Genomic DNA, 21706 nt, shown 5'->3' on the forward strand with positions numbered 1-21706 from the left:
ACCTAGCGTTTTTGCCAGTAGCTCGTCGCGGCGCATCGGGTGATGCTGAACGCCCGTCCGCGCCCCGACGAGTGAAGCTTCATGGTCACACGAGCCACCTACCATTACGATCCGCTGGATCGTCTCGCTGTTCGTTCCGATCCCACGCGAGGCGCGGAGCGGTACTTCTATTGCGATGATCAACGCTCGACCGAAATCGGGAATGGCCGGCACCGCCGCTTTCTGCGCAGTGACCGGCGCCTGGTGGCCCAGCAGGACGGCCTGGCAACTTTACTGCTCCTGACGGACCGTGCGGACAGCGTTCTGGCCGTCGCCGGTAACTCTCCGGAAATGATGCGCTATACGCCTTACGGCCACTATATAACTGCGGACATCCTGGCCGGAGCGCCCGGCTTCAATGGCGAGCATCCCGATCCACTGACGGGCCATTATCCATTGGGCAACGGCTATCGCAGCTACAACCCGGTATTGATGCGCTTTAACGGTCCTGACAGCTTGAGTCCGTTCGGCGAGGGGGGAATAAATGCGTATGCCTATTGCGCTGGCGACCCCATTAATCGGGGCGATTCAACAGGGCATCTGGCTTCCCCACATTTTTTGAGAACGTTTATCAAATTTGTACTCCCCGGCAAGGTCATCAACCTGAAGGGACATGTGGTAGATCTCGGAAAGGCCGCGCGCTGGCAGAAAGTGCCAAGAGCACCCAAGCCAGTACTTGAGGAAATGCCACGTGAGATTAAAGAAAAGATATTGGATTACATGGCTTGGAACGAGCCGTCGACCGTGGCTCGAGTCGATCGAGTGATGTATCGCCGTGTGATGGCTGAATCGGCAGCCCGATTTAAAAGGCTCAAGATTGCTGATTTGCCTTATCGACAATGGGTAAGCAAGCTGGACCAGATCGGGTTGAATAAAGTCCCAGGCATCACGCCCGGGTATCTAAAGCAACACGGCCTGTCGCATGAGATAGTGCGGGAATTGCAACGAAGTATCCGAGATGGCGAGTTCGAAGAGGCTAGTGCTGCACTTCAAGCGGCGCAACTCCAGGCTATGAATGGTGCCGGTTGGTAACTCGTCATGCCTTGAAGCGGCACATTTTCTCCTTCATGCAGAAGAAAACCTCATACTTCTGCCAGTTTTGCGCAGCTTATCTCTGGTTCAGACTGACCGCATCCTTGCTCAGCGCCAATCGGAGCCTGCCCATGAGAGCCTGCGCTCAGCGTCCTCAACAAAGCCGCACAGTTCTGTACGCCACCGACCGCGCCGGCAGCCTGCTGGCGCAGGTACAGGCCGGACAGCCTGATCGCTTTGCCTATACCCCCTTCGGTCACCGCCCGCTGATGGCGGGCATCGGCTTCAACGGCGAACTGCCTGACCCGCTGACCGGCCACTACCTGCTGGGCAATGGCTACCGCGCCTACAACCCGGTATTGAAGCGGTTCAACAGCCCGGACAGTCTGAGCCCGTTTGGCGAGGGTGGGGTGAATGCTTATGCGTATTGTGCGGGGGATCCGGTAAACCGGAGTGATCCAAGCGGGCATGATTTTTTTGACACACTAATTTCAGCCGTCTATGTCGGGGTTGCTTTGCTGACTGCAACCATTGGCGTGGTAGGCGCGCGCGGCTCCGTTCCTGCGCTGTTCAAGGGCGTAAAGGTCAAACCACTGACAAACCCTCCTTCTTTCAGGCCTCTTACCTTGACGGAGAAAGTATCGGCGACAGTCCCGCTAGGGGCGTTGGCAGCGAGCGCCAGCTGGTCAGCAGCGTTCGTGGTTCGTACCGTTGATCCTGACTCCCCTGCCGCGCGCCCGCTTGCCGTCCTCGCTGTCGGTATTACCCTGCCGACCTTCTTCATGCGTAGCGGGTTGTTTATACGCGCCGAAATGGCGAAGCGCGCTGTCAAGCAAGCGACTGACATTCGGGTAACCCGCCTGTAAAGGCGGCCGCTTATCAACCCGGCCACCCCCACGCTGGCTGATCAAGCATCCCCTGTCCAACGATAGCGGTCTGACCCAGCACCTTCTCCAGAATGATCGAATTGCACTCAGACGTCCGCTCCAACGCTGCAATCAAACGACTCGCATGAGACACCACCCACACTTGGCACCGCTCTGAAGCCTGCACGATCAGCCGGGCCAGAGCCGGTAGCAGATCCGGATGCAGGCTGGTTTCCGGCTCGTTGAGCACCATCATCGTCGGCGGTCGGGGCGTGAGCAGGGCGGCGACCAGTAGCAGATAGCGAAGCGTGCCGTCCGACAGCTCGGCGGCCGACAATGGTCGTAGCAGACCCTCCTGATGAAACTCCAGCCTGAACTGCCCGCCCGGTATTGCACCGATTCTCAGTCGGGCGCCGGGAAAGGCGTCGCTGATCGCGTCGTGCAAGGCGTCGCGGTCACCAATTTCGATGATGGTCTGTAATGCAGCCGCCAGATCGTGGCCGTCATGGTGCAGCACCGGCGTGCGAGTGCCCAACTGTGGCTGGCGTGCCGGTGCCTGGGCATCACTACGAAAATGGTCATAAAAGCGCCAGCCGCGAATCTGCTCGCGCAAATGCAGGACTTCCGGCGAAGTGCGCAGGCTGCCGATCTGGTCGAACAGGCTGTCAAACGTCGGTGTGTGCTGCGCCACTACATCCCAGCTTCGTCCATCACGGGCGCGGACCATGGGGCCTGCACGATCGACCAGCAGGCTGGCGGGTCGATAGACAGGCCCCGCCCAGATGCATTCTCTTTTGATCTCCGGGTCCAGCGCGAAGGCCGAACGGCTGGGCTCGGGCAGGCCCAAGGCAATCGCGTAGCTGAAGTCGTCTCCGGCAAACCCGAGCCGCAAGCGCATCGCATTCTGGCGCGGCCCGCCTTGCACCGGCACTTCGCCGTTTTGCATGCGCCGACTGATCTTCTCCGGCCCCGCCCAGAACGTGGACTCTAGCCCGCCTTCCCGCGCCAGCGCATTGATGACCCCGCCCTGTGCCGTCTCCGCCAGCAGACGCAACGCGCGATACAGGTTCGACTTGCCGCTGCCGTTGGGTCCGGTGACGAGATTCAAGCGACCTAGCGGCACTACCAACTGGTTGATCGAACGGTAATGGGCGACCGCGAGTGTCTTGAGCATTCAGGCTTCCTTGCTGCGCATGAGCGGACTGCGGGGAGTTTAGCGCGCTACGCGCGCATCGGGCATTGCCCGGTGGAGTAGCAGTAAGAACCTGACAGACTTGTCAGTGGCTCGCTTCTTCACAATGAGCGATGCTCACTACGCCCCGCAAAGGAGCCGGCCATGCAGACCCAAAGCAGATCCTGTTCATATCGATACGACGCGCTGGACCGTCTGGCGCTCAGATCGGCGGAGCAAAATGCAACGCAACGCTTCTACTGCACTGACCGGCTGGCTACGAAAAGCGACGGGGACCGTCATTATTCTTACCTGCAAGCCGGCGGAAGATTGCTTGCTCAACGGAGTAACACAGTTGATGGTATCCAGAACACGCTATTGGCAACCGGTAGCGCGAACAGCGTTCTGGCGGCCTGTTCCGATTCGCTCACCCGAGTCGCCTACAGCTCATATGGTCATCGCGAAAGCGCGACGCTGCCAACTGAACTGCCCGGCTTCAACGGCGAGCAGCCAGACCCGTTGACCGGTCATTACCTGCTGGGTAACGGCTACCGCGCATTCAATCCGGTGCTGATGCGTTTCAACAGTCCTGACAGTCTGAGTCCGTTTGGAAAAGGAGGGTTGAATGCTTATGCCTACTGCTTGGGCGATCCGATCAACCGAGTTGATCCAACCGGGCACTGGGGGTGGTTGATAGGTGCCGGGCTCATGGTAAGCGCAGTGGGTGCGGGCGCTGCACATTTCGCCACCAAAAAAACGAACCCACAGGTCAGCTTAGCCCTAGGAGTAGCCGCGCTAGGCTTGACGTCTGCTTCGGTGGCGGTTTTAGGGACGACAGCATTGACTGCGTTCAGCAAAATAGGGAACAGAGTCGCCGGACGCTTCAATCAAGGGCTGAGTGGAAAAGGGGCTGCGCGCAATCGCTTTGCTACTACTTCGGCTGGTCCGAGCCAGCAGGTACCCCTCTCACCCGAGCAGCTAGCAGCCCGACATGAAGAAGTGGCGTTAGAACAGGTCCAAGGCCAGATCCGAGACCTTCGACCGCACCAGGTTTCGAAGTATCTTAGGGACAATCCTCAGAATGAAGCGTATGTAAAAAAGCTGTCTCCACAGAATCTGCAGTCCTACCTCAAGGGCTCGGGCGACCACGTTGAGTGGCTAGAGCGCCTGAATAGAGCACATACTGGGCGCGGCCGCGGTTTTCTAGTGACTGACCTCTCGGCCTATCCGGCCCAACATGATGTCGTCTCAGTCCTTAGGAGCATGGGCAGGCTCTGACGAAGGAACCCTCCCGCCCCGACACAGTCGCATATTCACGTTATTCTTGCGTGATATCACGGTAGCACCTGGCAGCCGCAAAAGGAGCCTGCATGCCTGCTCGTCCCTCCCGAGTTTTTCCCCTGGGTCCGCTGGCCGTGCTTGCGGCTGCGCTGGTGGCGCTGGCTGGTTGCAGCGAAGAGAAGGCGCCTGCGCCTGACACGCCTCGCGTGTATGTCCAGACCGTCCAGACGGCGCGGTTTTCCGCTCCGGTTGCGCTGACCGGTGACATTCAGGCTCGCGTGCAGACGCGCCTGTCGTTCCGGGTCAACGGCAAGATCATTCAGCGCAATGTCGACGTCGGTGATCGCGTCACCGCCCGACAGGTGCTGGCGCGCCTGGATCCGAGGGATCTGCAGATCAATGTCGACTCGGCGGTTGCCGCGGTCGCAGCCGATCAGGCCCGGGTGACCCAGACCCGGGCTGCCTTCGTGCGCCAGCAGAAACTGTTGCCCAAAGGTTATACCAGCCGTAGTGAATACGATTCGGCCGAGGCCGCGCTGCGCGGCAGCGAGAGCGCGCTGAAAGCTTCTCAGGCTCAGCTCGCCAATGCCCGCGAGCAACTGAGCTACACCGCGCTGGTGGCGGATACGCCGGGTGTCATCACGGCGCGTCAGGCCGAGGTCGGGCAGGTGGTGCAGGCCACCATGCCGATTTTCGACCTGGCCCGAGACGGCGAACGGGATGCGGTATTCAACGTTTACGAGTCACTGTTCGTGCAGCCGCCGACCGATCAGCCGGTGCAGGTTTCGCTGTTGGACAACCCGGCGATCAAGGTCAACGGCAGAGTGCGCGAAGTCACGCCCGCCGTGTCCGCCCAGACCGGCACCTTGCAGGTGAAGATCGCCCTCGATCCATTGCCTGCGGGCATGGACCTGGGGTCGGTGGTCAGCGTCGGCCTGAGTCCGCCGGCCAATGCCAGCGTCGAATTGCCATGGGCCGCGCTAACCAAGGACCTGGGCAAAGAACTCGGCAAACCCGCGGTCTGGGTCGTCGACGAGCAAGGCAAGGTCAATCTGCGCAAGGTCAGCGTGATGCGCTATCTGACGTCCAGCGTAATCATCGGAGACGGGCTCAAGGATGGAGAGAAAGTCGTGACTGCGGGAGGACAGCTGTTGCATCCGGATATGCAGGTGGAAATCGCCGATACCCCGCAACCCACGGCCGCGCGGGTGCAGCCATGAGGCGCTTGTCGGGTGTTGTGCTGGGCTGTCTGATGCTGGCGGGGTGCGGCAAGGACGAACCGAAGCCCGAACCGGTCCGCCCGGTGGTGTCGGTCGAAGCCCGGGCCGAGTCGATGCAGGAGTTCGGCCGTTTCGCGGGCAATATCGAAGCGCGTTACGAGAGCGTGCTCGGGTTCCGGGTTCCCGGCCGGATCGCGCGTCGTGAAGTGGATGTCGGCAGCGAGGTGAAGAAGGGTGACCTGCTCGCAGTCCTCGATCCTACCGATCAGCAGAATGCCGTGCGTGCCCGCGAAGGCGATCTGGCGCGCATCGAGGCGCAGCGGATCAACGCAGAAGCCAACGCGCGCCGGCAGCAGGAGCTGTTCGACCGGGGCGTTGGCGCCCAGGCGCAACTGGACGTGGCGCTGACCGACCTGAAAACCGCCAATTCCTCGCGCGAACAAGCGCGGGCCGCCGCCGAGCAGGCCCGCGATCAGTTGAGCTACAGCGAACTGCGCAGCGACCATGACGCGGTAGTCACCGACTGGAAAGTCGAGGCCGGGCAGGTTGTGACCGCAGGGCAGGAAGTGGTGACCCTGGCGCGTCCCGACATCAGGGAAGCGGTGATCGATCTTCCCGCGTCGCTGGCCGACCAGCTACCTGCCGATGTGAAGTTCACGGTCGCCAGTCAGCTGGAACCTTCCATCAGCACGACCGCGACACTGCGCGAGATCGAGCCTCAGCCCGACCGCTCGACCCGTACCCGGCGTGCGCGCCTGTCGCTGACCGAAACACCGCCGGCGTTGCGCCTGGGAACCGCGATCAGTGTCACCCTGACTTCGGCGATCTCCCCACGGCTGCGCTTGCCGATTGGCGCGCTTCAGGAAGTCGATGGCAAACAGCAGATCTGGGTCATCGACCAGCAGAACCAGACCGTCAATCCTCGTCCGATCACGCCTGTGAGCCGCGATGCCGATGGTTTTGTGCTCACCGCCGGGGTCAAGCCCGGCGAGCGTATCGTGAGCGCGGGCGTCAACAGCCTCAAGCCGGGGCAGAAAATCAAAGTCGATGAGGAAAGCCCGCGATGAAAGGGAGCTTCAACCTGTCCGAATGGGCGCTCAAGCACCAATCGTTCGTGTGGTACCTGATGTTCGTTGGCCTGCTGATGGGCGTGTTTTCCTACATGAATCTTGGCCGTGAGGAAGATCCTTCCTTCACCATCAAGACCATGGTCATCCAGACCCGCTGGCCCGGCGCGACGGTGGACGAAACCCTGCTGCAAGTGACCGACCGCATCGAGAAAAAACTCGAAGAGCTGGATTCGCTGGACTACGTCAAGAGCTACACCCGGCCCGGCGAGTCGACCATCATGGTGTTCCTGCGCGATACCACGGACGCCGAAGCGATTCCGGAAATCTGGTATCAGGTGCGCAAGAAGGTCGACGACATTCGCGGGCAATTCCCGCAGGGCTTGCAAGGCCCGTCGTTCAACGACGAGTTCGGCGACGTCTATGGCTCGATCTACGCCTTTACCGCCGACGGCTTTTCCATGCGGCAGCTGCGCGATTATGTCGAGCAGGTCCGCGCCGAGATTCGCGAAGTGCCGGGGCTGGGCAAGGTCGAGATGATCGGCCAGCAGGACGAGGTGATTTACCTCAATTTCTCGACCCGCAAACTCGCGGCGCTCGGCCTGGACCAGCGTCAGATCGTCCAGAGCCTGCAATCGCAGAACGCCGTGACCCCGGCGGGCGTCATCGAGGCCGGGCCGGAGCGGATATCCGTGCGCACCTCGGGCCAGTTCGCTTCCGAAAAAGACCTGGCCGCCGTCAATTTGCGTCTTAACGACCGCTTCTACCGCCTGAGCGATATCGCCGATATCCAGCGCGGCTATACCGATCCACCCGCGCCGATGTTTCGTTTCAACGGCAAGCCGGCCATCGGTCTTGCCATCGCCATGAAGGACGGCGGCAACATTCAGAGTTTCGGTGAGGCGCTGCACGCGCGCATGGACGCTTCGACGGCCACGTTGCCTGTGGGTATCGGCGTACACAAGGTCTCGGATCAGGCGGAAGTGGTCAACAAGGCTGTAGGCGGTTTCACCAGCGCGTTGTTCGAAGCGGTGGTCATCGTCATGGTGGTCAGCTTTGTTAGCCTGGGTATTCGCGCGGGGCTGGTGGTGGCCTGCTCGATTCCGCTGGTGCTGGCGATGGTGTTCGTGTTCATGGAATACAGCGGCATTACCATGCAGCGTATTTCGCTGGGCGCGTTGATTATCGCCCTGGGCCTGCTGGTCGACGACGCGATGATCACGGTCGAGATGATGGTGACCCGGCTGGAGCTGGGCGAAACCAAGGAGCAGGCCGCCACTTACGCCTACACCTCGACCGCGTTCCCGATGCTGACCGGCACGCTGGTGACTGTGGCGGGCTTCGTGCCGATCGGCCTGAACGCCAGTTCGGCGGGGGAGTACACCTTCACGCTGTTCGCGGTCATCGCGGTCGCGATGCTGGTGTCCTGGCTGGTGGCGGTGCTGTTCGCGCCGGTCATTGGCGTGCATATCCTGAGCAGCAAGGTCAAAAAGAAAGACGAAAAGCCCGGCCGTATCGCCCGTGGCTTCAACAACAGCATGTTCTGGGCCATGCGCCATCGCTGGCTGGCGATCGGCATCACCATCCTGCTGTTCGCCGCGGCGTTGTTCTCCATGCGTTTCGTGCAGAACCAGTTCTTCCCGGCCTCGGACCGACCGGAGATTCTGGTCGACATCAACTTGCCGCAGAGCGCCTCGATCTACGAGACCCGCAAGGTCGTGGACCGGCTGGAAGCCAGCTTCAAGGACGATCCGGACATCGAGCGCTGGAGTACTTATATCGGTCAGGGCGCGCTGCGTTTCTACCTGCCGCTGGATCAGCAGTTGCAGAACCCGTTCTATGCCCAGCTTGTGGTGGTCAGCAAAGGCCTCGAGTCCCGTACCGCGCTGACCGAGCGTTTACAGAAGCGCCTGCGCGAGGAATTCGTGGGCATTGGCTCGTTCGTGCAGCCGCTGGAAATGGGCCCGCCGGTGGGGCGTCCGTTGCAATACCGGATCAGTGGCGAGGACATCGACAAGGTGCGCCAGCATGCCATCGAACTGGCGACATTGCTGGACAACAACGAGCACGTGGGCGAGGTGATCTACGACTGGAACGAGCCTGGCAAGGTCCTGCGTGTCGACATCAACCAGGATAAGGCGCGGCAGCTCGGGTTGTCTTCCGAAGACGTGGCGCAGCTGATGAACAGCGTGGTGAGCGGTTCGGCTGTGACTCAGGTACGCGACGACATTTATCTGATCAACGTCGTCGGTCGCGCCGAGGAAGCCGAGCGTGGCACGCCGGAAACCTTGCAGAACCTGCAGATCGTCACCCCGAGCGGCACGTCGATCCCGCTGCTGGCTTTCGCCAACGTGGGCTATGAGCTGGAGCAGCCGCTGGTGTGGCGACGGGATCGCAAACCGACCATCACTGTGAAAGGCGCAGTGCGGGACGACATGCAGCCCACGGACCTGGTGGCGGAGCTGAAGCCGGAAATCGACAAGTTCGCCGCCGGCCTGCCGGTCGGTTACAAGGTGGCGACCGGTGGTACGGTGGAAGAGAGCGGCAAGGCCCAGGGGCCGATCGCTCAAGTCCTGCCTCTGATGCTGTTTTTGATGGCGACGTTCCTGATGATCCAGCTGCACAGCGTGCAGAAGACCTTCCTGGTCGCCAGCGTCGCGCCGCTGGGCCTGATCGGCGTAGTGCTTGCGCTGATTCCGACCGGGACGCCGCTGGGCTTCGTGGCGATTCTCGGCGTGCTGGCGCTGATCGGTATCATCATTCGCAACTCGGTGATTCTGGTCACTCAGATCGATGCCTACGAACGCGCCGGCTATCTACCGTGGGACGCCGTGGCCGAAGCCACCGAGCACCGCCGCCGGCCCATCCTGCTGACCGCCGCGGCGGCGAGTCTCGGCATGATCCCCATCGCACGTGAAGTGTTCTGGGGACCGATGGCCTACGCGATGATCGGCGGCATTGTTATCGCGACGCTGCTGACCTTGCTGTTCCTGCCGGCGCTCTACGTGGCCTGGTACCGGATCAAGGAGCCGACGGACGAAGAGCGTGAGGCCAAGGAGCAGCAGAAGCATCAAGAGGCGAGTCAGCCCGGTTGACGGGCTGACTGCGAAAGCGAAGCGGCCTTGCATCAGGCCGCTTTGTCGCGTTCTGGGTTTTCGCCTGCTACTCATCAAGGTAAGAGGCGTAGAGTTGCATGTCGGTGATCTGGGCAGGCGCGTCGGCCGCACCGTCCTCGTCTACCTTTCTTGCGCTGACGACGGACATGTACAGGCCTTCGTGATCCTTCGGGAAACGTGTTAGCCCTTGGTAATCAAAGGTTTTCCAATCATCGGTCAGGTCCGTGAACAGCTTGCTCTCAAAATGGTATTCCTGGCCGGAGCGCGCCGTGATCATCACGAAAAGCCATTTGCCCATATGGGCCTTGGCATCGATTTTCGCTCTCAGCTGAAAGTTGACGGTAAAATCCTTCGGCTCCATCGAAGCCTCAACCTGTTGATCTATCTGGGTATCCGGCCGCAGCAGAAGGCTGTAGGTATTTCGTGTTTCTTCGCTTTTGTACTCAGTAAATACAGGAGTGCCGAGGTTCGGCGAAGTCCAGGGTTCGAACTGTTGATTTATAAACATTCCGTTGCTTATCAGATTGGTCATTTTCAATCATTCCTTGATAGGGCGGCTGTTGCCTGACAGGTAATCAGGTGCGTCAAGTCTGAAGCGCTGAAGACCTGCCGGGTACTATCGAAATTGATAGTGTGCGAGGACGTAATCGTATTTATCGCAAGGTGGCAACCCCTCTCGCGGCTCAACAAACACCGAAAGCAGTGCAAATCTCTCGCGGATGAATCCGCTCCTACACTGTGGGAGCCAGCTTGCTGGCGAAGAACGATGACGCGATCTGTCTGAATGAACTGCGCCGCTCGGTTTTGCTGCCGCTACGCGGCAGATCGCGGATGAATCCGCTCCTACACTGTGGGAGCCAGCTTGCTGGCGAAACGATGACGCGATCTGTCTGAATGAACTGCGCCGCTCGGTTTTGCTGCCGCTACGCGGCAGATCGCGGATGAATCCGCTCCTACGGCGAGCGTGATTGCAGGAGCGGATTCATCCGCGAGGCGGTGTGATGCCCGGCGCATTTTTTCCGGTTATCGATCGCCGCGCCGCCAGACGCTCGCCAGCCACGGCTGCTGATCCCTGGGCAAACCGGCGGGGCGGTAGTAGTGCTCCAGCTCGGTGAAGCCGGCTTCGGTCAGCAGCGCTCGCCATGTGTCGAGGTCGTGATACGAACCGTAGCGCTCGCCTTTCCAGCCTTCCTGATTCTGGCCTCTCGGGTTGGAGCTGAACAGCACGCCGCCGGGTTTGAGCGTGGCATGCAACTGACGCAAGACACGCGGCAGTTCCTGACGCGGCACATGAAAAAGGACGGCGTTGGCGAATATTCCGTCGAAACGCTCGGCGGGCAGCTCCAGCTCCAGGAAATTCTGCTGCCAGACCTCGCAACCCGTTTCCGCGCGGGCCATCTCTGCGAATCGCCCGGAGCCGTCCAGACCCACGGCGACATGCTCCAATGCAGCGAACGTCTTCAGATCGCGGCCCGGCCCGCAGCCCAGATCCAGAATCTGCAACGGCGCGGGCGCTTCGATATGGCGCAGCAGCGCGTCGATGTTCTGGCTGACATCGTGATCGCGCGTACCTTCACGAAAGTCTTCGGCTACCCGGTCATAGTGGCCGACAGTGGTTGCGGTGATCCGGGCCAGGGCCTGCGGGTCGAGTTTCATCAGCGGCAATCCATTCAGGAGAATGCCGCCAATATACGCCCGGCGAAAGCCAGGGTCAGCGCTTGTTCAAACCCCGCGCCAGCCTGTCGCCACCCAGCTGCACCACCGCTACAACGACCACCAGCAGCACGATGACGGTCAGCATGATCTGGGTATCGAAGCGTTGGTAACCGTAGCGATAGGCGATGTCGCCCAGCCCGCCGGCACCGATCGCCCCGGCCATGGCCGAAGAGTTGATCATGGTCACCAGCGTGATGGTGAAGCCACCGACGATTCCCGGCAGGGCTTCGGGCAGCAGGACGTGCCAGATGATATGCCAGCGCCGGCAGCCCATGGCTTGTGCGGCCTCGATCAGGCCGTGATCGACCTCACGCAGGCTGACCTCGGCGATACGCGCGAAAAACGGCGTAGCGGCAATGGTCAGGGGTACGACCGCCGCCCATACCCCATAAGTCGTGCCGACGATCATGCGAGTGAACGGAATCAGCGCGACCATCAGAATCAGAAACGGGATCGAACGGAACAGGTTCACGAAAGCACCCAGCACGCGATTGACCACAGGCGCTTCGAATATCCCGTCCTTGGCGCTGGTGACCAGAATTACCGCCAGCGGAATGCCCAGTACCAGTGCGATCAATGACGAAACGCCAACCATCAGCAGCGTGTCGAGCGTTCCTTGTATCAATCGGTCAAGCCACATAGCCAAGCACCTCCACGCGGGATGTCTGTTTGCGGGCGCGTGCCAGGATGTCTTCAGGTGCGTAAGGCGAATCGGTCACCGACACGATCAGCCGTCCGATGGCGCGCTCCTGGATACGTTCGACACCGCCTTGCAGCAGCCGGACCTTGCCACCCAGGGCCGCGAACAAGGCGGCCAGATCCGGCTCTTCCCGGCCGGCGCCGGTGAAATGCACGTCCAGCAACAGTGACGCCCGCAGGGTTGTTGGCTGCGCGGTCAGACGCAAGCGCATGTCTTTGGGAAGATCGGGCTGCAAAGGCGCGAGCAGAATCTTGCTGACGTCATGGGCGGGGTCGCCGAATACCCGCCAGACCGGTCCTTGTTCGACCACCCGCCCGTGTTCCAGAACCACGACCCTGTCGCAGATTTCGCGGATGACCGCCATTTCGTGGGTGATCAGCACCACGGTCAGGCCTAGACGCTGGTTGATTTCCCGCAGCAGGCCGAGGATCGACTGAGTGGTTTCCGGGTCCAGCGCCGAGGTGGCTTCGTCGCAGAGCAGGATTTCCGGATCATGAACCAGCGCGCGAGCGATGCCAACACGCTGCTTCTGGCCGCCGGACAGTTGCGCCGGATAAGCCTTGTGTTTGTCTTTGAGACCCACCAGTTCAAGCAGCTCGGCCACCTTGCGCTGACGCTTCGCCTTGGGTACACCCGCGACCTTGAGCGGCAGCTCGACGTTCTGCCAGACCGTCTTGGCCGACATCAGGTTGAAATGCTGGAAGATCATGCCGATGCGTCGTCGCAGTTCGACGAGCCGGTCCTCGTTGAATTCGCCAATGTCCACCTGATCGATCAGCACCCGGCCGCTGGTCGGCCGTTCCAGTCGGTTGATGGTGCGGATCAGTGAAGACTTGCCTGCGCCGCTGCGGCCGATGATGCCGAAGATCTCGCCGCGCTGGATCGCCAGGTCGATACCGCTCAGCGCCTGGACCGGCCCCTGGTTGCCCTCATAGGTCTTGCCCAGGCTGATGAAACGCACGTGAGCGCGATTCAGGTCCGGGTGCAGCTCGGCGTGCTGCGCCTCATGCCCGGATTCGAGGGGCAGCTGCCGTTGCAGGGAGGCGTTCATTGTTTCCAGCCCACTTGATAGAGCGTGCCGTTGACCTTGTTCAGAGAAGCGCGGACAACCGGCGAATGCTGGTAAATGTCGACGAATTTCGCCAGACGCGGATCGTCCTTGCGTTCAGGCTTGATCACGAACTGGATCACGTATTCAGGATGGTCCAGACCGTCGAACAGCAGCGCCGACTCGGCGGGGAAGGTCTTGGCAAGGCGGATGTAGGCGGGATAGCCCTGCACCAGGTCCGCATCATCGTAAGCGCGGACCAGTTGCACGGCCTCGACCTGGATGAGCTTGAGGTTTTTCGGATTGGCCGTGATGTCGTCCTCGGTCGCCTTGTAGCCCACGCCTTGTTTGAGGGTAATCAGGCCGGCTTTTGCCAGCAGTTGCAGGCCCCGGCCACTGTTGATCGGGTCGTTGGCAATGGCGACCGTGGCGCCGTCCGGCAGCGCGGCGAGGCTCTTGTACTTTTTCGAGTACAGCCCGACGTTGTTGATGATGCCCGGTGCATACGGCACCAGCCCGAAGCCCGCTGCTTCGTTGGCATTCGTCAGGAAGGGAATGTGCTGGAAGTAATTGACGTCGATATCGCCGGCAGCCAGCGTCACGTTCGGCGCGATCCAGTCGGTGAATTCCACCAGTTCGACCTTGAGACCCTGCTTGCCGGCCTCCTCGACGGCCGCTTCCAGAGGAATGGCGAACGCCGCGGTCGTACCGACTTTCAGAGGCGCATCGGCGGCATGGGCGGTAAGGGTCAGCAGGCCAAGGGTCAGGGCAATGAATGTTCTGGTCATGAAGGCTGTCCGTTCTCGGGTATTAATAGGGCTTGAATATGCAGGGATCGTGGGAGGGAGCTTGCTCGCGACGACGGCGGTACGAACGACGTGTCCCGCCGACCTTGTCGCGAGCAAGCTCCCTCCCACAAAGACTGAGGTGTTCCCATCACTGGTTTTCCCGCCGATAGCTCGCGCCGGTGTGCTGGGGCGGCAGACGGTCCGAGCCTTGCGGGAAAAGTTTGCTGCGCAGGCTGCCTTCCTCGTAGGCGGTCTTGTACGAACCGCGTCGTTGCAGTTCCGGAATGACCAGATCGATGAAGTCCGTGTAGCTTTCAGGCGTGACGATGCGCGTCAGGTTGAAACCGTCGAGACCGGTTTCGGCGACCCAGGCTTCCAGCTCGTCGGCGACTTGTCCGGGGTCGCCGATGATGTTCACGTAACGGCCACCCAGCGCGTGCTGTTCGAGCAATTGGCGGCGGGTTGCGTCATTGTTCTTCAGGGTGCCCGTGGCGGACTGGATGGCATTGCTCTTTACGTGCGGGATAGGTTCGTCCCGCCCGTACGCCGCGAAGTCGATTCCTGTGGACGCTGCGTAATGTGCCAGGCCGGCTTCGGCGCTCGCATAGCGGCCATATTCGGCAAATTTTTCGCGGGCCAGCGCTTCGGTCGTGTCCACCACGACGTTCAGACCCGTGAAGACCTTGATGTCCTGCGGGTTGCGCCCGGCCTGTACGGCACTGGCGCGGACCTTGTCGACTTGCGCCCGGGTGCCGGCCTTGTCCCGGCCGCTGATGAACACACACTCGGCATGTCGCCCGGCGAATTGCAAGCCGCGCTCCGAGCTGCCGGCCTGGAACAGCACGGGCGTGCGTTGCACGGAAGGCTCGCAGAGGTGGTATCCCTCGACTTTATAGAAAGCGCCGTGATGGCGGATCTTGTGCACCCGGTCCGCACGCGCGTAGATGCGCTTCTCGGGATCGTTGACGACCGCGTCGTCTTCCCAACTGCCTTCCCAGAGCTTGTACAGCACCTCCAGGTACTCGTCGGCCTGTTCATAGCGACGGTCATGCTCGGGTTGCTCGTCCAGCCCCATGGCGCGGGCGGCGCTATCCAGATAACCGGTCACGATGTTCCAGCCCACCCGCCCGTGGGTCAGGTGGTCGAGGGTCGACATGCGACGTGCGAAAAGGTAAGGCGTGTCGTAGGTCAGATTCGCGGTCAGGCCGAACCCCAGATTGCGAGTCACTGCGGCCATCGCCGAGACCAGCAACAAGGGGTCGTTGACCGGCAACTGGATGGATTCCTTGAGCGTCAGGTCGACCGACTTCTGATAGATGTCGTAGACACCGACGATGTCGGCGATGAACAGTCCGTCGAACAGACCGCGCTCCAGCAGGCGGGCCAGGTCGGTCCAGTACTCCAGGCTGTTGAACTGCGTGGAGTTGTCCCGCGGGTGCGTCCACAGGCCATGATTGATATGACCGATACAGTTCATATTGAACGCGTTGAGGAGAATTTTCTTGCGGACCATCGATACGGAACCTCTAGATAACCGCCGTCTTGGCAGTGTTGATCAACAGGGTCCGGTGGTCCGGTGCATATACCGTATAGATTTATTTGGAGCTTCAGAAAGTTCTTTTGGGAATAAGCATAGATAGAGATTTCCGCCGTTTTGATAGGGTGGTCAGGTTGGCGATGACGGAGAAGCAGAGAGCACCGGATTTCGGGGCAGTGGCAGGCATCCGGGTAACGTCGATGGCGTTACTCCAGACACCTCACCATCCGAGGGCGGGGGCTCAAGAGCGCTGCCGCGCTTCGGTCAGCGGCTGAATCCGTATCTCGCGAGGCGGAGCCCACAGCGAGTTGTTGCCGACGCGATCAATGATGCAATAAGTCGCTTCCAGCCGTTGCTCGTCGCCCGCCTCCAGGATCAGATCCGGCGGCACGATCAGGTCGACTGGAACGCCGACGTTCTCGGCTGTCAGTGGGGGAAGGTCCATGCGCAGGTCGCCCCATCGCACGGTAATTTCGTCATGCGCTGCCATGTTCAGGTAGGGCTCGATGGACAGCGGCAAACCGTGGGAAATATGCCGGCTCGTCAACCCGCGACGAGCTACCGACGGCGGTACGGTCAACGGCGCGAGTCCCTGGTTTTCTTCCGAGCTGGGACTCAATAGCTGCCCGCCCGGTGCGTCCAGTTTTACCCACAGTTTGCGACAGGCCGAGACTACGGGGCTGCCGCCGACCTTCATCACCTGATAGTAGGTGCGGGCTTTTCCATTTTGCAGAAAGCTTTCCGGCAGGCGCAGTGTGATGGTTTTGCCAAGATCGGAGGCCTTGAGAATCCTGGACGCGACATAACAGCCATTCCAGAACAACTCGATAAGGTCTCCAGTATCCATGTCGTCATAGGGCTCGACATGAACCATCAGGTGCGAGGCGACTTTCATGCCGATGCCTTGGCGGGTGGCCTGCGGAATTGTGGGGGCAGGCAGCCTGGGAGAGTAAGTGTTGCAAGATGTCCGGGTCATGTTCGAATACTCATGTTATCGAAGATGCGAGTAATAGAGGTTGGGGCATAAGTTCGAGCGAAAGTTGATAGGTGTCGATAATTACCCTACCGGGCAAGCAAGTGGCAAACATTACAAAGTATGGATATATAGAGTCGTTACAAGTCTCTTTTTAACCAAGTGTTACTTGAATCGAGCTAATGGGGTTCAGGGCTTCCTGTCAATATTTCTGCCCTGCGAATGCCCGGTTTAACCGAAAATCAGACGTTTCTCACGCTATGAGGCTTTTGCTCCTACATGAGCTATCGTGCAGTCCTACAGCGGGTCATCATGAGGTTGGCGGGGCGGGAGCGATGAACGTCTGGACCCGCTCTTGCAGACAACTTGCGTAAGTTGAATCCAAAGGCTGGCCGTCCAGTCGGAAAGATCTGGAGTATCCGTTGACCTTATAAAATCGATAAGAGGTGTCGGATCTTTCGGTCTTTAAGACGAAGATTCCGATCAATCATTTCTTGTGGAAATGTAAAGGCAAGCCCTTGCGACACCAACTCGTGTCGCAACGGCCAGTTTACTTGTAGGATCAGGCGCGGCTGCGCTCAAGAAATTGCCGGGTGCGCTCGTGTTGCGGATTGGCAAACAAAGCCTTGGCTTCGCCTTGCTCGACAATGACGCCTTTATCGATGAACACCACCCGATTGGCCACGTCCCGCGCGAAGCTCATTTCGTGGGTCACGATGACCATCGTACGGTTTTCTTCCGCCAGGGCGCGGATCGCCGTGAGTACTTCGCCGACCAGTTCCGGGTCCAGGGCTGAAGTCGGTTCGTCGAAGAGAATGACTTCAGGCTCCATCGCCAGGGCCCGGGCAATCGCCACCCGCTGTTGCTGGCCACCGGACAGGCGCCGCGGATAGGCGTCCTCCTTGCCGGAAAGACCGACCTTGGCCAGCAGGCTGCGTCCGAGCGCCACGGCGCTTTCACGCGCGACTTTCTTGACCACGACCGGACCTTCAATGACGTTTTCCAGTGCGGTACGGTGCGGGAAGAGATTGAAGTTCTGAAAGACGAAACCCACTTGCTGACGCAATCTGCGGATAAGGGCTTGCTGCTGGCTCAAGGGGCGGGCGCCGTCGATTTCGATATCGCCCACTTTGATCCGGCCGCTGTCGGGCGTTTCCAGAAGGTTCAGGCAGCGCAGCAGCGTGGTCTTGCCCGAGCCGCTGGGGCCGATGATCGCCACCACTTCGCCGGCCTCGACACGCAGATCGATGCCCTTGAGCACCGGCTGACCCTTGAATTGCTTGGTGAGTCGTTCGACCACGATCATGCTTCAGGACTCCAGGTCATGGCGGTTGACTCGTGCTTCCAGGCGGTTCTGCAAGTGCGAGAGCACAGACGCCAGGATCCAGTAGATCAAGGCCGCAGCCAGGTACATGGTGAATATCTCGAAGGTCCGGGCGGTGATCAGCTGCGCCTGACGGAACAGCTCCGGCACCTGGATCGTCGCCGCCAGGGCCGTGTCCTTGACCAGCGAAATGAAACTGTTGCCCAAGGGCGGCAAAGCGGTCCGCGCAGCCTGAGGCAGGATCGCCCGGCGCATGGTCTGCCAGCGGGTCATGCCAATGCTGGCTGCCGCTTCCCATTGGCCCCGATCCACTGCGCCGATGGCTGCGCGCAGGATCTCGCAAGCATAGGCACCCATGTTCAGGGAGAAACCGACCAGGGCCGCTGGCAGCGGGTCCAGCTCCAGACCCAGTTGCGGCAGACCGTAGTAGATCACGAACAACTGCACCAGAAGGGGCGTACCCCGGAAGAACGAGACGTAGATCCGGGCGATCCAGCTGAGCACTTTGAAACGCGACAGACGCATCAGTGCCAGGCCAAAGCCCAGCAACAGTCCGAAGAACATTCCGCCAAGACTGAGAATGACCGTGTAGTAAGCGCCCTTGAGCAGAAAGGGCGCCGAGTCCATCGCGAGCTGGAGACTCTCGTCGATCATTTGGTCACGTCAGCGTTGAAGTACTTCTGCGACAGCTTGGCGAGCGTGCCATCCGCGCGCAGTTTGTCGAGGGCCTTGTTGATGGCGTCCAGCAGTTCCGGATCACCCTTGCGCAGCGCAACGCCCGACTCCTGACGAGAGAACGGCTCGCCTGAAACGGCCAGCGTGTCCTTGGTTTTGGCAACCAGTTCGAGCGCGGCCAGACGGTCTACCAGAATGGCGTCGATGCGACCTACGCGCAGGTCCTGATATTTGGTCGGATCGTCATCGTAGGTGCGCACGACGGCACCCGGTACGTTTTCCTTGAGCCATTGCTCATAGTTGGTGCCCAGACCTACACCGACCTTCTTGCCGGTCAGATCCTGCGCGGTCTTGAAGGCGCCTTCGTTTTTCTTCTGGGTCAGCGCCTGGAGGCCGGAGATGGTGTAGGGCTCGGAGAAGTCGTATTTCTTCTTGCGCTCCTCGGAGATGGTCACTTGATTGACGACCGCATCCAGCCGTCCGGACTCCAGCGCGGCCAGGATGCCATCCCATTTGGTCGGCTGAACCTTGGCCTTGACACCCAGCTCCTTGGCAATCGCCTCCGAGAGTTCGACTTCGAAGCCGGTCAGCTTGCCGTTTTCGTCGACGTAGCTGAAGGGTGGATAAGTGCCTTCCACGCCGACATTGAGCGTGCCGCTGTCCTTGATCTTCTGCAGTTGCTCGCCCGCCATGGCCTGCCCGACGAGGCCCGTGCCGAGCACCACGCTCAGGGCCGAGAAAAGAAACGTACGACGAATAGCGGAAATGTTCATGCGAGCCTCTTTGTTATTCGATTGCCAAGGATGAAATGCCAAGTGCTGCTGCAATCTTCCGACCCGTTCACAGCGCGTTGGTTGGGTCTGGTTGCGCGGCGCGACTATATAACCGAATGCTTATGAAGAAAAATAACTAAAAACGATCTTCATATCCATTCGGGAAATATAGCGGCGCTGCCTGTCGTCCCGCGGTCTCAGCCGGCGAAGACCTGTGGATAGGCGAACAACGCCGGCGCGCCGCCGGTATGCAGAAATATCACCGGTCCGTCATTGAAACGATCGCGGCCGAGTCCGTCGAGCAGGCCGGCCATGGCTTTGCCGGTATAGACCGGATCGAGCAGCACGCCTTCATGGCTGGCGACCAGTTTGATCGCGGCCAGGGTTCCGGCATTCGGTTCGCCGTAACGGGGCCCGTAATATTCGTCCCACAGCTCTACCCGGAAAGCTTCCGGCAGGGAGACGCCGAGAAGTTCGGCCGTGCGCTCGGCAAGGCCCAGGACTTTCGGTAACTGCGCTTCTTCGCTTCGCGATACGGTCACGCCCACGACCGGCAGTTCCGGCATGCTGTGGGCCAGGGCGAGCGCCAGTCCGCTGTGCGTGCCGGCACTGCCGGACGGCAGCACGACAGCCGAGAAATCCAGCCCGGTCTGGCGGATCTGCTCGGCCAGCTCCAGCCCTGCGCGTACATAGCCGAGGGCACCTACCGGGCTGGAGCCGCCGATCGGGACCAGATAGGGTTTTCTGCCGCTGGCGCGCAGCCGCGCGGCGAGGGCGTGCAGCAGCTCATCGGCGTTGTCGAGGTTTTCCACCAGCTCGACCCTGGCGTCGAACAGATCAAGCAACAAGCGATTGCCGTTGCCCAGGTAGCTGGGATCTTCGGTGCCGATGGGGTTTTCCAGCAGCGCGACGCAGCCCAGCCCGAGACGCGCGGCCAGTGCGGCCGTCTGCCGAACGTGGTTGGACTGAATCGCCCCGGCAGTGATCAGGGTATCGGCGCCCTGGGCAAGCGCATCGGCGGCCAGATATTCCAGCTTGCGAACCTTGTTGCCGCCCAGTGCCAGCGTGGTGGTGTCATCGCGTTTGATGTAGATGTCCCGGCCCGCCCAATCGGATAGCCGCTCAAGCTTTTCCAGCGGGGTAGGGGCGCTGATCAGATCCAAGCGATGAAAGCGGGCGAGCTGTTGTTCGATCATGGGGAAATAAGCCAAAGGATAATTCCCGGACTATAGGCAGACGTTTCCTACACAGCAACCTGCCACCGTCGACGCGCCGGGCAGCGGGCACCGGAGCGAATTGAATTTTTTCGCCCGAATCTTTGCCGTAGAGTGATGCAACAGCGAACGGCGGCGTCTCGCCGCTTCTTTCAAGACAAGGAGAATCCAGCGTGAGCGATATTCCAGAAGCTCAGGGTCGTTCCAGCCATTGGCAGTTGCAACGGATCGTCAGCCAGCTGCGTGACGCCCGGGACGACTGGCGGACGCGCAACAGACGAGTCAGCGGCGAGCACGGCGGTCGGGAATTGCCTTCGCGAGCGGCCATGGGCGAAATACTCGAAGCGCTGAGCGGCGCGCTGTTCCCCATGCGCCTGGGGCCAGTGGACCTGCGCGAGGAAAGCGAGGACTTTTATGTCGGCCACACGCTGGATGTAGCGCTCAACGCATTGCTGGCCCAGGCACGGCTCGAACTGCGCTACGTGGCTCAGCAACAGGGCCGTGACACCACGGACGCCGACGCGCAGGCCCTGGCGCTGATACAGGATTTTGCCATCGCATTGCCGCAGATCCGGCGCCTGCTGGATACCGATGTGCTGGCCGCGTACCAGGGCGATCCGGCGGCCCGCAGCGTGGATGAGGTCTTGCTGTGCTATCCCGGTGTCCTGGCAATCATTCATCATCGTCTGGCGCACCATCTGTACCGGGCGGGGCTGCCGTTGCTGGCTCGGATCAGCTCCGAGATCGCCCATTCGGCGACCGGTATCGATATCCATCCCGGTGCACAGATCGGCCCGAGCTTTTTCATCGATCATGGAACGGGCGTGGTGATCGGCGAGACCGCGATCATTGGCGAGCGAGTCCGGATCTACCAGGCCGTGACCCTGGGCGCCAAGCGCTTTCCCGCCGACGACGATGGCAAGCTGCAAAAAGGCCATGCGCGCCACCCGATCGTCGAGGACGACGTGGTCATCTATGCCGGCGCCACCATTCTGGGCCGTATCACCATCGGTAAGGGGTCGACCATCGGCGGTAACGTCTGGCTGACCCGAAGCGTACCGGCAGGCTGCAACCTGACCCAGGCCAATCTGTTGCAGCATAACGACGGGACGTAGCGTCATCGTTCATCGCCAGCAAGCTGGCTCCTTGGGTCCGTAGGAGCCAGC

The 21706-nt window shown here is 60.7% G+C and carries 19 protein-coding genes; 7 read left to right on the forward strand and 12 right to left on the reverse strand.

What is annotated here, in order from left to right:
- The first annotated feature begins 81 nt into the window (after positions 1 to 81).
- Together TRP66_RS08065 and TRP66_RS08070 are read left to right on the forward strand one after the other, a co-directional pair.
- The gene (locus TRP66_RS08065; protein ID WP_333400982.1) at positions 82 to 1071 is read left to right on the forward strand and encodes an RHS repeat-associated core domain-containing protein; all 990 of its coding nucleotides are present in this window, start codon (positions 82 to 84) and stop codon (positions 1069 to 1071) included.
- Between the two features lie 11 nt (positions 1072 to 1082).
- Entirely contained in the window at positions 1083 to 1937 is an 855-nt protein-coding gene (locus TRP66_RS08070) for an RHS repeat-associated core domain-containing protein (protein ID WP_333400983.1), read from the forward strand.
- A gap of 13 nt (positions 1938 to 1950) precedes the next feature.
- On the opposite strand, the gene TRP66_RS08075 is transcribed toward TRP66_RS08070, so the two are convergent.
- Entirely contained in the window at positions 1951 to 3111 is a 1161-nt protein-coding gene (locus TRP66_RS08075) for an AAA family ATPase (RefSeq protein ID WP_333400984.1), read from the reverse strand.
- 162 nt (positions 3112 to 3273) lie between these two features.
- Between TRP66_RS08075 and TRP66_RS08080 the strand changes: the two genes are divergently transcribed.
- The 4 genes from TRP66_RS08080 (at position 3274) to TRP66_RS08095 (ending at position 9771) form a co-directional block, all read left to right on the forward strand.
- On the forward strand, positions 3274 to 4386 hold the full coding sequence (locus TRP66_RS08080; RefSeq protein WP_333400985.1) for an RHS repeat-associated core domain-containing protein: 1113 nt from the start codon (positions 3274 to 3276) through the stop codon (positions 4384 to 4386).
- Between the two features lie 92 nt (positions 4387 to 4478).
- Complete coding sequence (locus TRP66_RS08085) at positions 4479 to 5609, forward strand: efflux RND transporter periplasmic adaptor subunit (RefSeq protein ID WP_333400986.1); 1131 nt, start codon at positions 4479 to 4481, stop codon at positions 5607 to 5609.
- Complete coding sequence (locus TRP66_RS08090) at positions 5606 to 6676, forward strand: efflux RND transporter periplasmic adaptor subunit (protein WP_333400987.1); 1071 nt, start codon at positions 5606 to 5608, stop codon at positions 6674 to 6676. Before TRP66_RS08085 ends, TRP66_RS08090 begins: the two co-directional genes overlap by 4 nt.
- Positions 6673 to 9771, forward strand: a complete 3099-nt coding sequence (locus TRP66_RS08095) for an efflux RND transporter permease subunit (RefSeq protein ID WP_333400988.1) — start codon at positions 6673 to 6675, stop codon at positions 9769 to 9771. The genes TRP66_RS08090 and TRP66_RS08095 overlap by 4 nt, the downstream gene beginning before the upstream one ends.
- A 67-nt stretch (positions 9772 to 9838) precedes the next feature.
- Here the strand turns inward: TRP66_RS08095 and TRP66_RS08100 are convergent, their stop codons facing one another.
- The 11 genes from TRP66_RS08100 to TRP66_RS08150 form a co-directional block, all read right to left on the reverse strand.
- Positions 9839 to 10324, reverse strand: coding sequence for a hypothetical protein (locus TRP66_RS08100; RefSeq protein ID WP_333400989.1), 486 nt, complete (start codon positions 10322 to 10324; stop codon positions 9839 to 9841).
- Between the two features lie 491 nt (positions 10325 to 10815).
- Positions 10816 to 11448, reverse strand: coding sequence for a class I SAM-dependent methyltransferase (locus TRP66_RS08105; RefSeq protein WP_333400991.1), 633 nt, complete (start codon positions 11446 to 11448; stop codon positions 10816 to 10818).
- A gap of 55 nt (positions 11449 to 11503) precedes the next feature.
- The gene (locus TRP66_RS08110) at positions 11504 to 12148 is read right to left on the reverse strand and encodes a methionine ABC transporter permease (RefSeq protein WP_333400992.1); all 645 of its coding nucleotides are present in this window, start codon (positions 12146 to 12148) and stop codon (positions 11504 to 11506) included.
- Positions 12138 to 13259, reverse strand: a complete 1122-nt coding sequence (locus TRP66_RS08115; protein WP_333400994.1) for a methionine ABC transporter ATP-binding protein — start codon at positions 13257 to 13259, stop codon at positions 12138 to 12140. The genes TRP66_RS08110 and TRP66_RS08115 overlap by 11 nt, the downstream gene beginning before the upstream one ends.
- Positions 13256 to 14044: a MetQ/NlpA family ABC transporter substrate-binding protein gene (locus TRP66_RS08120; protein ID WP_333400995.1), complete on the reverse strand. Its 789-nt coding sequence runs from the start codon at positions 14042 to 14044 to the stop codon at positions 13256 to 13258. Before TRP66_RS08120 ends, TRP66_RS08115 begins: the two co-directional genes overlap by 4 nt.
- Before the next feature lie 148 nt (positions 14045 to 14192).
- Positions 14193 to 15557, reverse strand: a complete 1365-nt coding sequence (locus TRP66_RS08125; RefSeq protein ID WP_333400996.1) for an LLM class flavin-dependent oxidoreductase — start codon at positions 15555 to 15557, stop codon at positions 14193 to 14195.
- Between the two features lie 265 nt (positions 15558 to 15822).
- Complete coding sequence (locus TRP66_RS08130; protein WP_333400998.1) at positions 15823 to 16557, reverse strand: hypothetical protein; 735 nt, start codon at positions 16555 to 16557, stop codon at positions 15823 to 15825.
- Between the two features lie 559 nt (positions 16558 to 17116).
- Positions 17117 to 17860, reverse strand: a complete 744-nt coding sequence (tcyN, locus tag TRP66_RS08135; protein ID WP_333400999.1) for an L-cystine ABC transporter ATP-binding protein TcyN — start codon at positions 17858 to 17860, stop codon at positions 17117 to 17119.
- A 3-nt stretch (positions 17861 to 17863) separates the two neighbouring features.
- On the reverse strand, positions 17864 to 18532 hold the full coding sequence (tcyL, locus tag TRP66_RS08140; protein ID WP_333401000.1) for a cystine ABC transporter permease: 669 nt from the start codon (positions 18530 to 18532) through the stop codon (positions 17864 to 17866).
- Positions 18529 to 19326, reverse strand: a complete 798-nt coding sequence (gene tcyJ / locus TRP66_RS08145) for a cystine ABC transporter substrate-binding protein (RefSeq protein WP_333401001.1) — start codon at positions 19324 to 19326, stop codon at positions 18529 to 18531. Before tcyJ ends, tcyL begins: the two co-directional genes overlap by 4 nt.
- 197 nt (positions 19327 to 19523) lie before the next feature.
- Complete coding sequence (locus TRP66_RS08150) at positions 19524 to 20522, reverse strand: D-cysteine desulfhydrase (RefSeq protein WP_333401332.1); 999 nt, start codon at positions 20520 to 20522, stop codon at positions 19524 to 19526.
- A 191-nt stretch (positions 20523 to 20713) separates the two neighbouring features.
- Between TRP66_RS08150 and epsC the strand changes: the two genes are divergently transcribed.
- The gene (gene epsC, locus TRP66_RS08155) at positions 20714 to 21655 is read left to right on the forward strand and encodes a serine O-acetyltransferase EpsC (protein WP_333401002.1); all 942 of its coding nucleotides are present in this window, start codon (positions 20714 to 20716) and stop codon (positions 21653 to 21655) included.
- Positions 21656 to 21706 lie beyond the last annotated feature (51 nt).

This window comes from Pseudomonas sp. JDS28PS106 (assembly GCF_036706555.1).
Classification (GTDB): Bacteria; Pseudomonadota; Gammaproteobacteria; order Pseudomonadales; family Pseudomonadaceae; genus Aquipseudomonas.

Bases quoted from the DNA above. Each gene is read 5' to 3' on its own strand.
- TRP66_RS08065 (WP_333400982.1), top strand. From the start codon at position 82: ATGGTCACACGAGCCACCTACCATTACGATCCGCTGGATCGTCTCGCT.
- TRP66_RS08075 (WP_333400984.1), bottom strand. From the start codon at position 3,111: ATGCTCAAGACACTCGCGGTCGCCCATTACCGTTCGATCAACCAGTTG.
- TRP66_RS08080 (WP_333400985.1), top strand. From the start codon at position 3,274: ATGCAGACCCAAAGCAGATCCTGTTCATATCGATACGACGCGCTGGAC.
- TRP66_RS08085 (WP_333400986.1), top strand. From the start codon at position 4,479: ATGCCTGCTCGTCCCTCCCGAGTTTTTCCCCTGGGTCCGCTGGCCGTG.
- TRP66_RS08090 (WP_333400987.1), top strand. From the start codon at position 5,606: ATGAGGCGCTTGTCGGGTGTTGTGCTGGGCTGTCTGATGCTGGCGGGG.
- TRP66_RS08095 (WP_333400988.1), top strand. From the start codon at position 6,673: ATGAAAGGGAGCTTCAACCTGTCCGAATGGGCGCTCAAGCACCAATCG.
- TRP66_RS08100 (WP_333400989.1), bottom strand. From the start codon at position 10,324: ATGACCAATCTGATAAGCAACGGAATGTTTATAAATCAACAGTTCGAA.
- TRP66_RS08105 (WP_333400991.1), bottom strand. From the start codon at position 11,448: ATGAAACTCGACCCGCAGGCCCTGGCCCGGATCACCGCAACCACTGTC.
- TRP66_RS08110 (WP_333400992.1), bottom strand. From the start codon at position 12,148: ATGTGGCTTGACCGATTGATACAAGGAACGCTCGACACGCTGCTGATG.
- TRP66_RS08115 (WP_333400994.1), bottom strand. From the start codon at position 13,259: ATGAACGCCTCCCTGCAACGGCAGCTGCCCCTCGAATCCGGGCATGAG.
- TRP66_RS08120 (WP_333400995.1), bottom strand. From the start codon at position 14,044: ATGACCAGAACATTCATTGCCCTGACCCTTGGCCTGCTGACCCTTACC.
- TRP66_RS08125 (WP_333400996.1), bottom strand. From the start codon at position 15,557: ATGGTCCGCAAGAAAATTCTCCTCAACGCGTTCAATATGAACTGTATC.
- TRP66_RS08130 (WP_333400998.1), bottom strand. From the start codon at position 16,557: ATGACCCGGACATCTTGCAACACTTACTCTCCCAGGCTGCCTGCCCCC.
- tcyN (WP_333400999.1), bottom strand. From the start codon at position 17,860: ATGATCGTGGTCGAACGACTCACCAAGCAATTCAAGGGTCAGCCGGTG.
- tcyL (WP_333401000.1), bottom strand. From the start codon at position 18,532: ATGATCGACGAGAGTCTCCAGCTCGCGATGGACTCGGCGCCCTTTCTG.
- tcyJ (WP_333401001.1), bottom strand. From the start codon at position 19,326: ATGAACATTTCCGCTATTCGTCGTACGTTTCTTTTCTCGGCCCTGAGC.
- TRP66_RS08150 (WP_333401332.1), bottom strand. From the start codon at position 20,522: ATGATCGAACAACAGCTCGCCCGCTTTCATCGCTTGGATCTGATCAGC.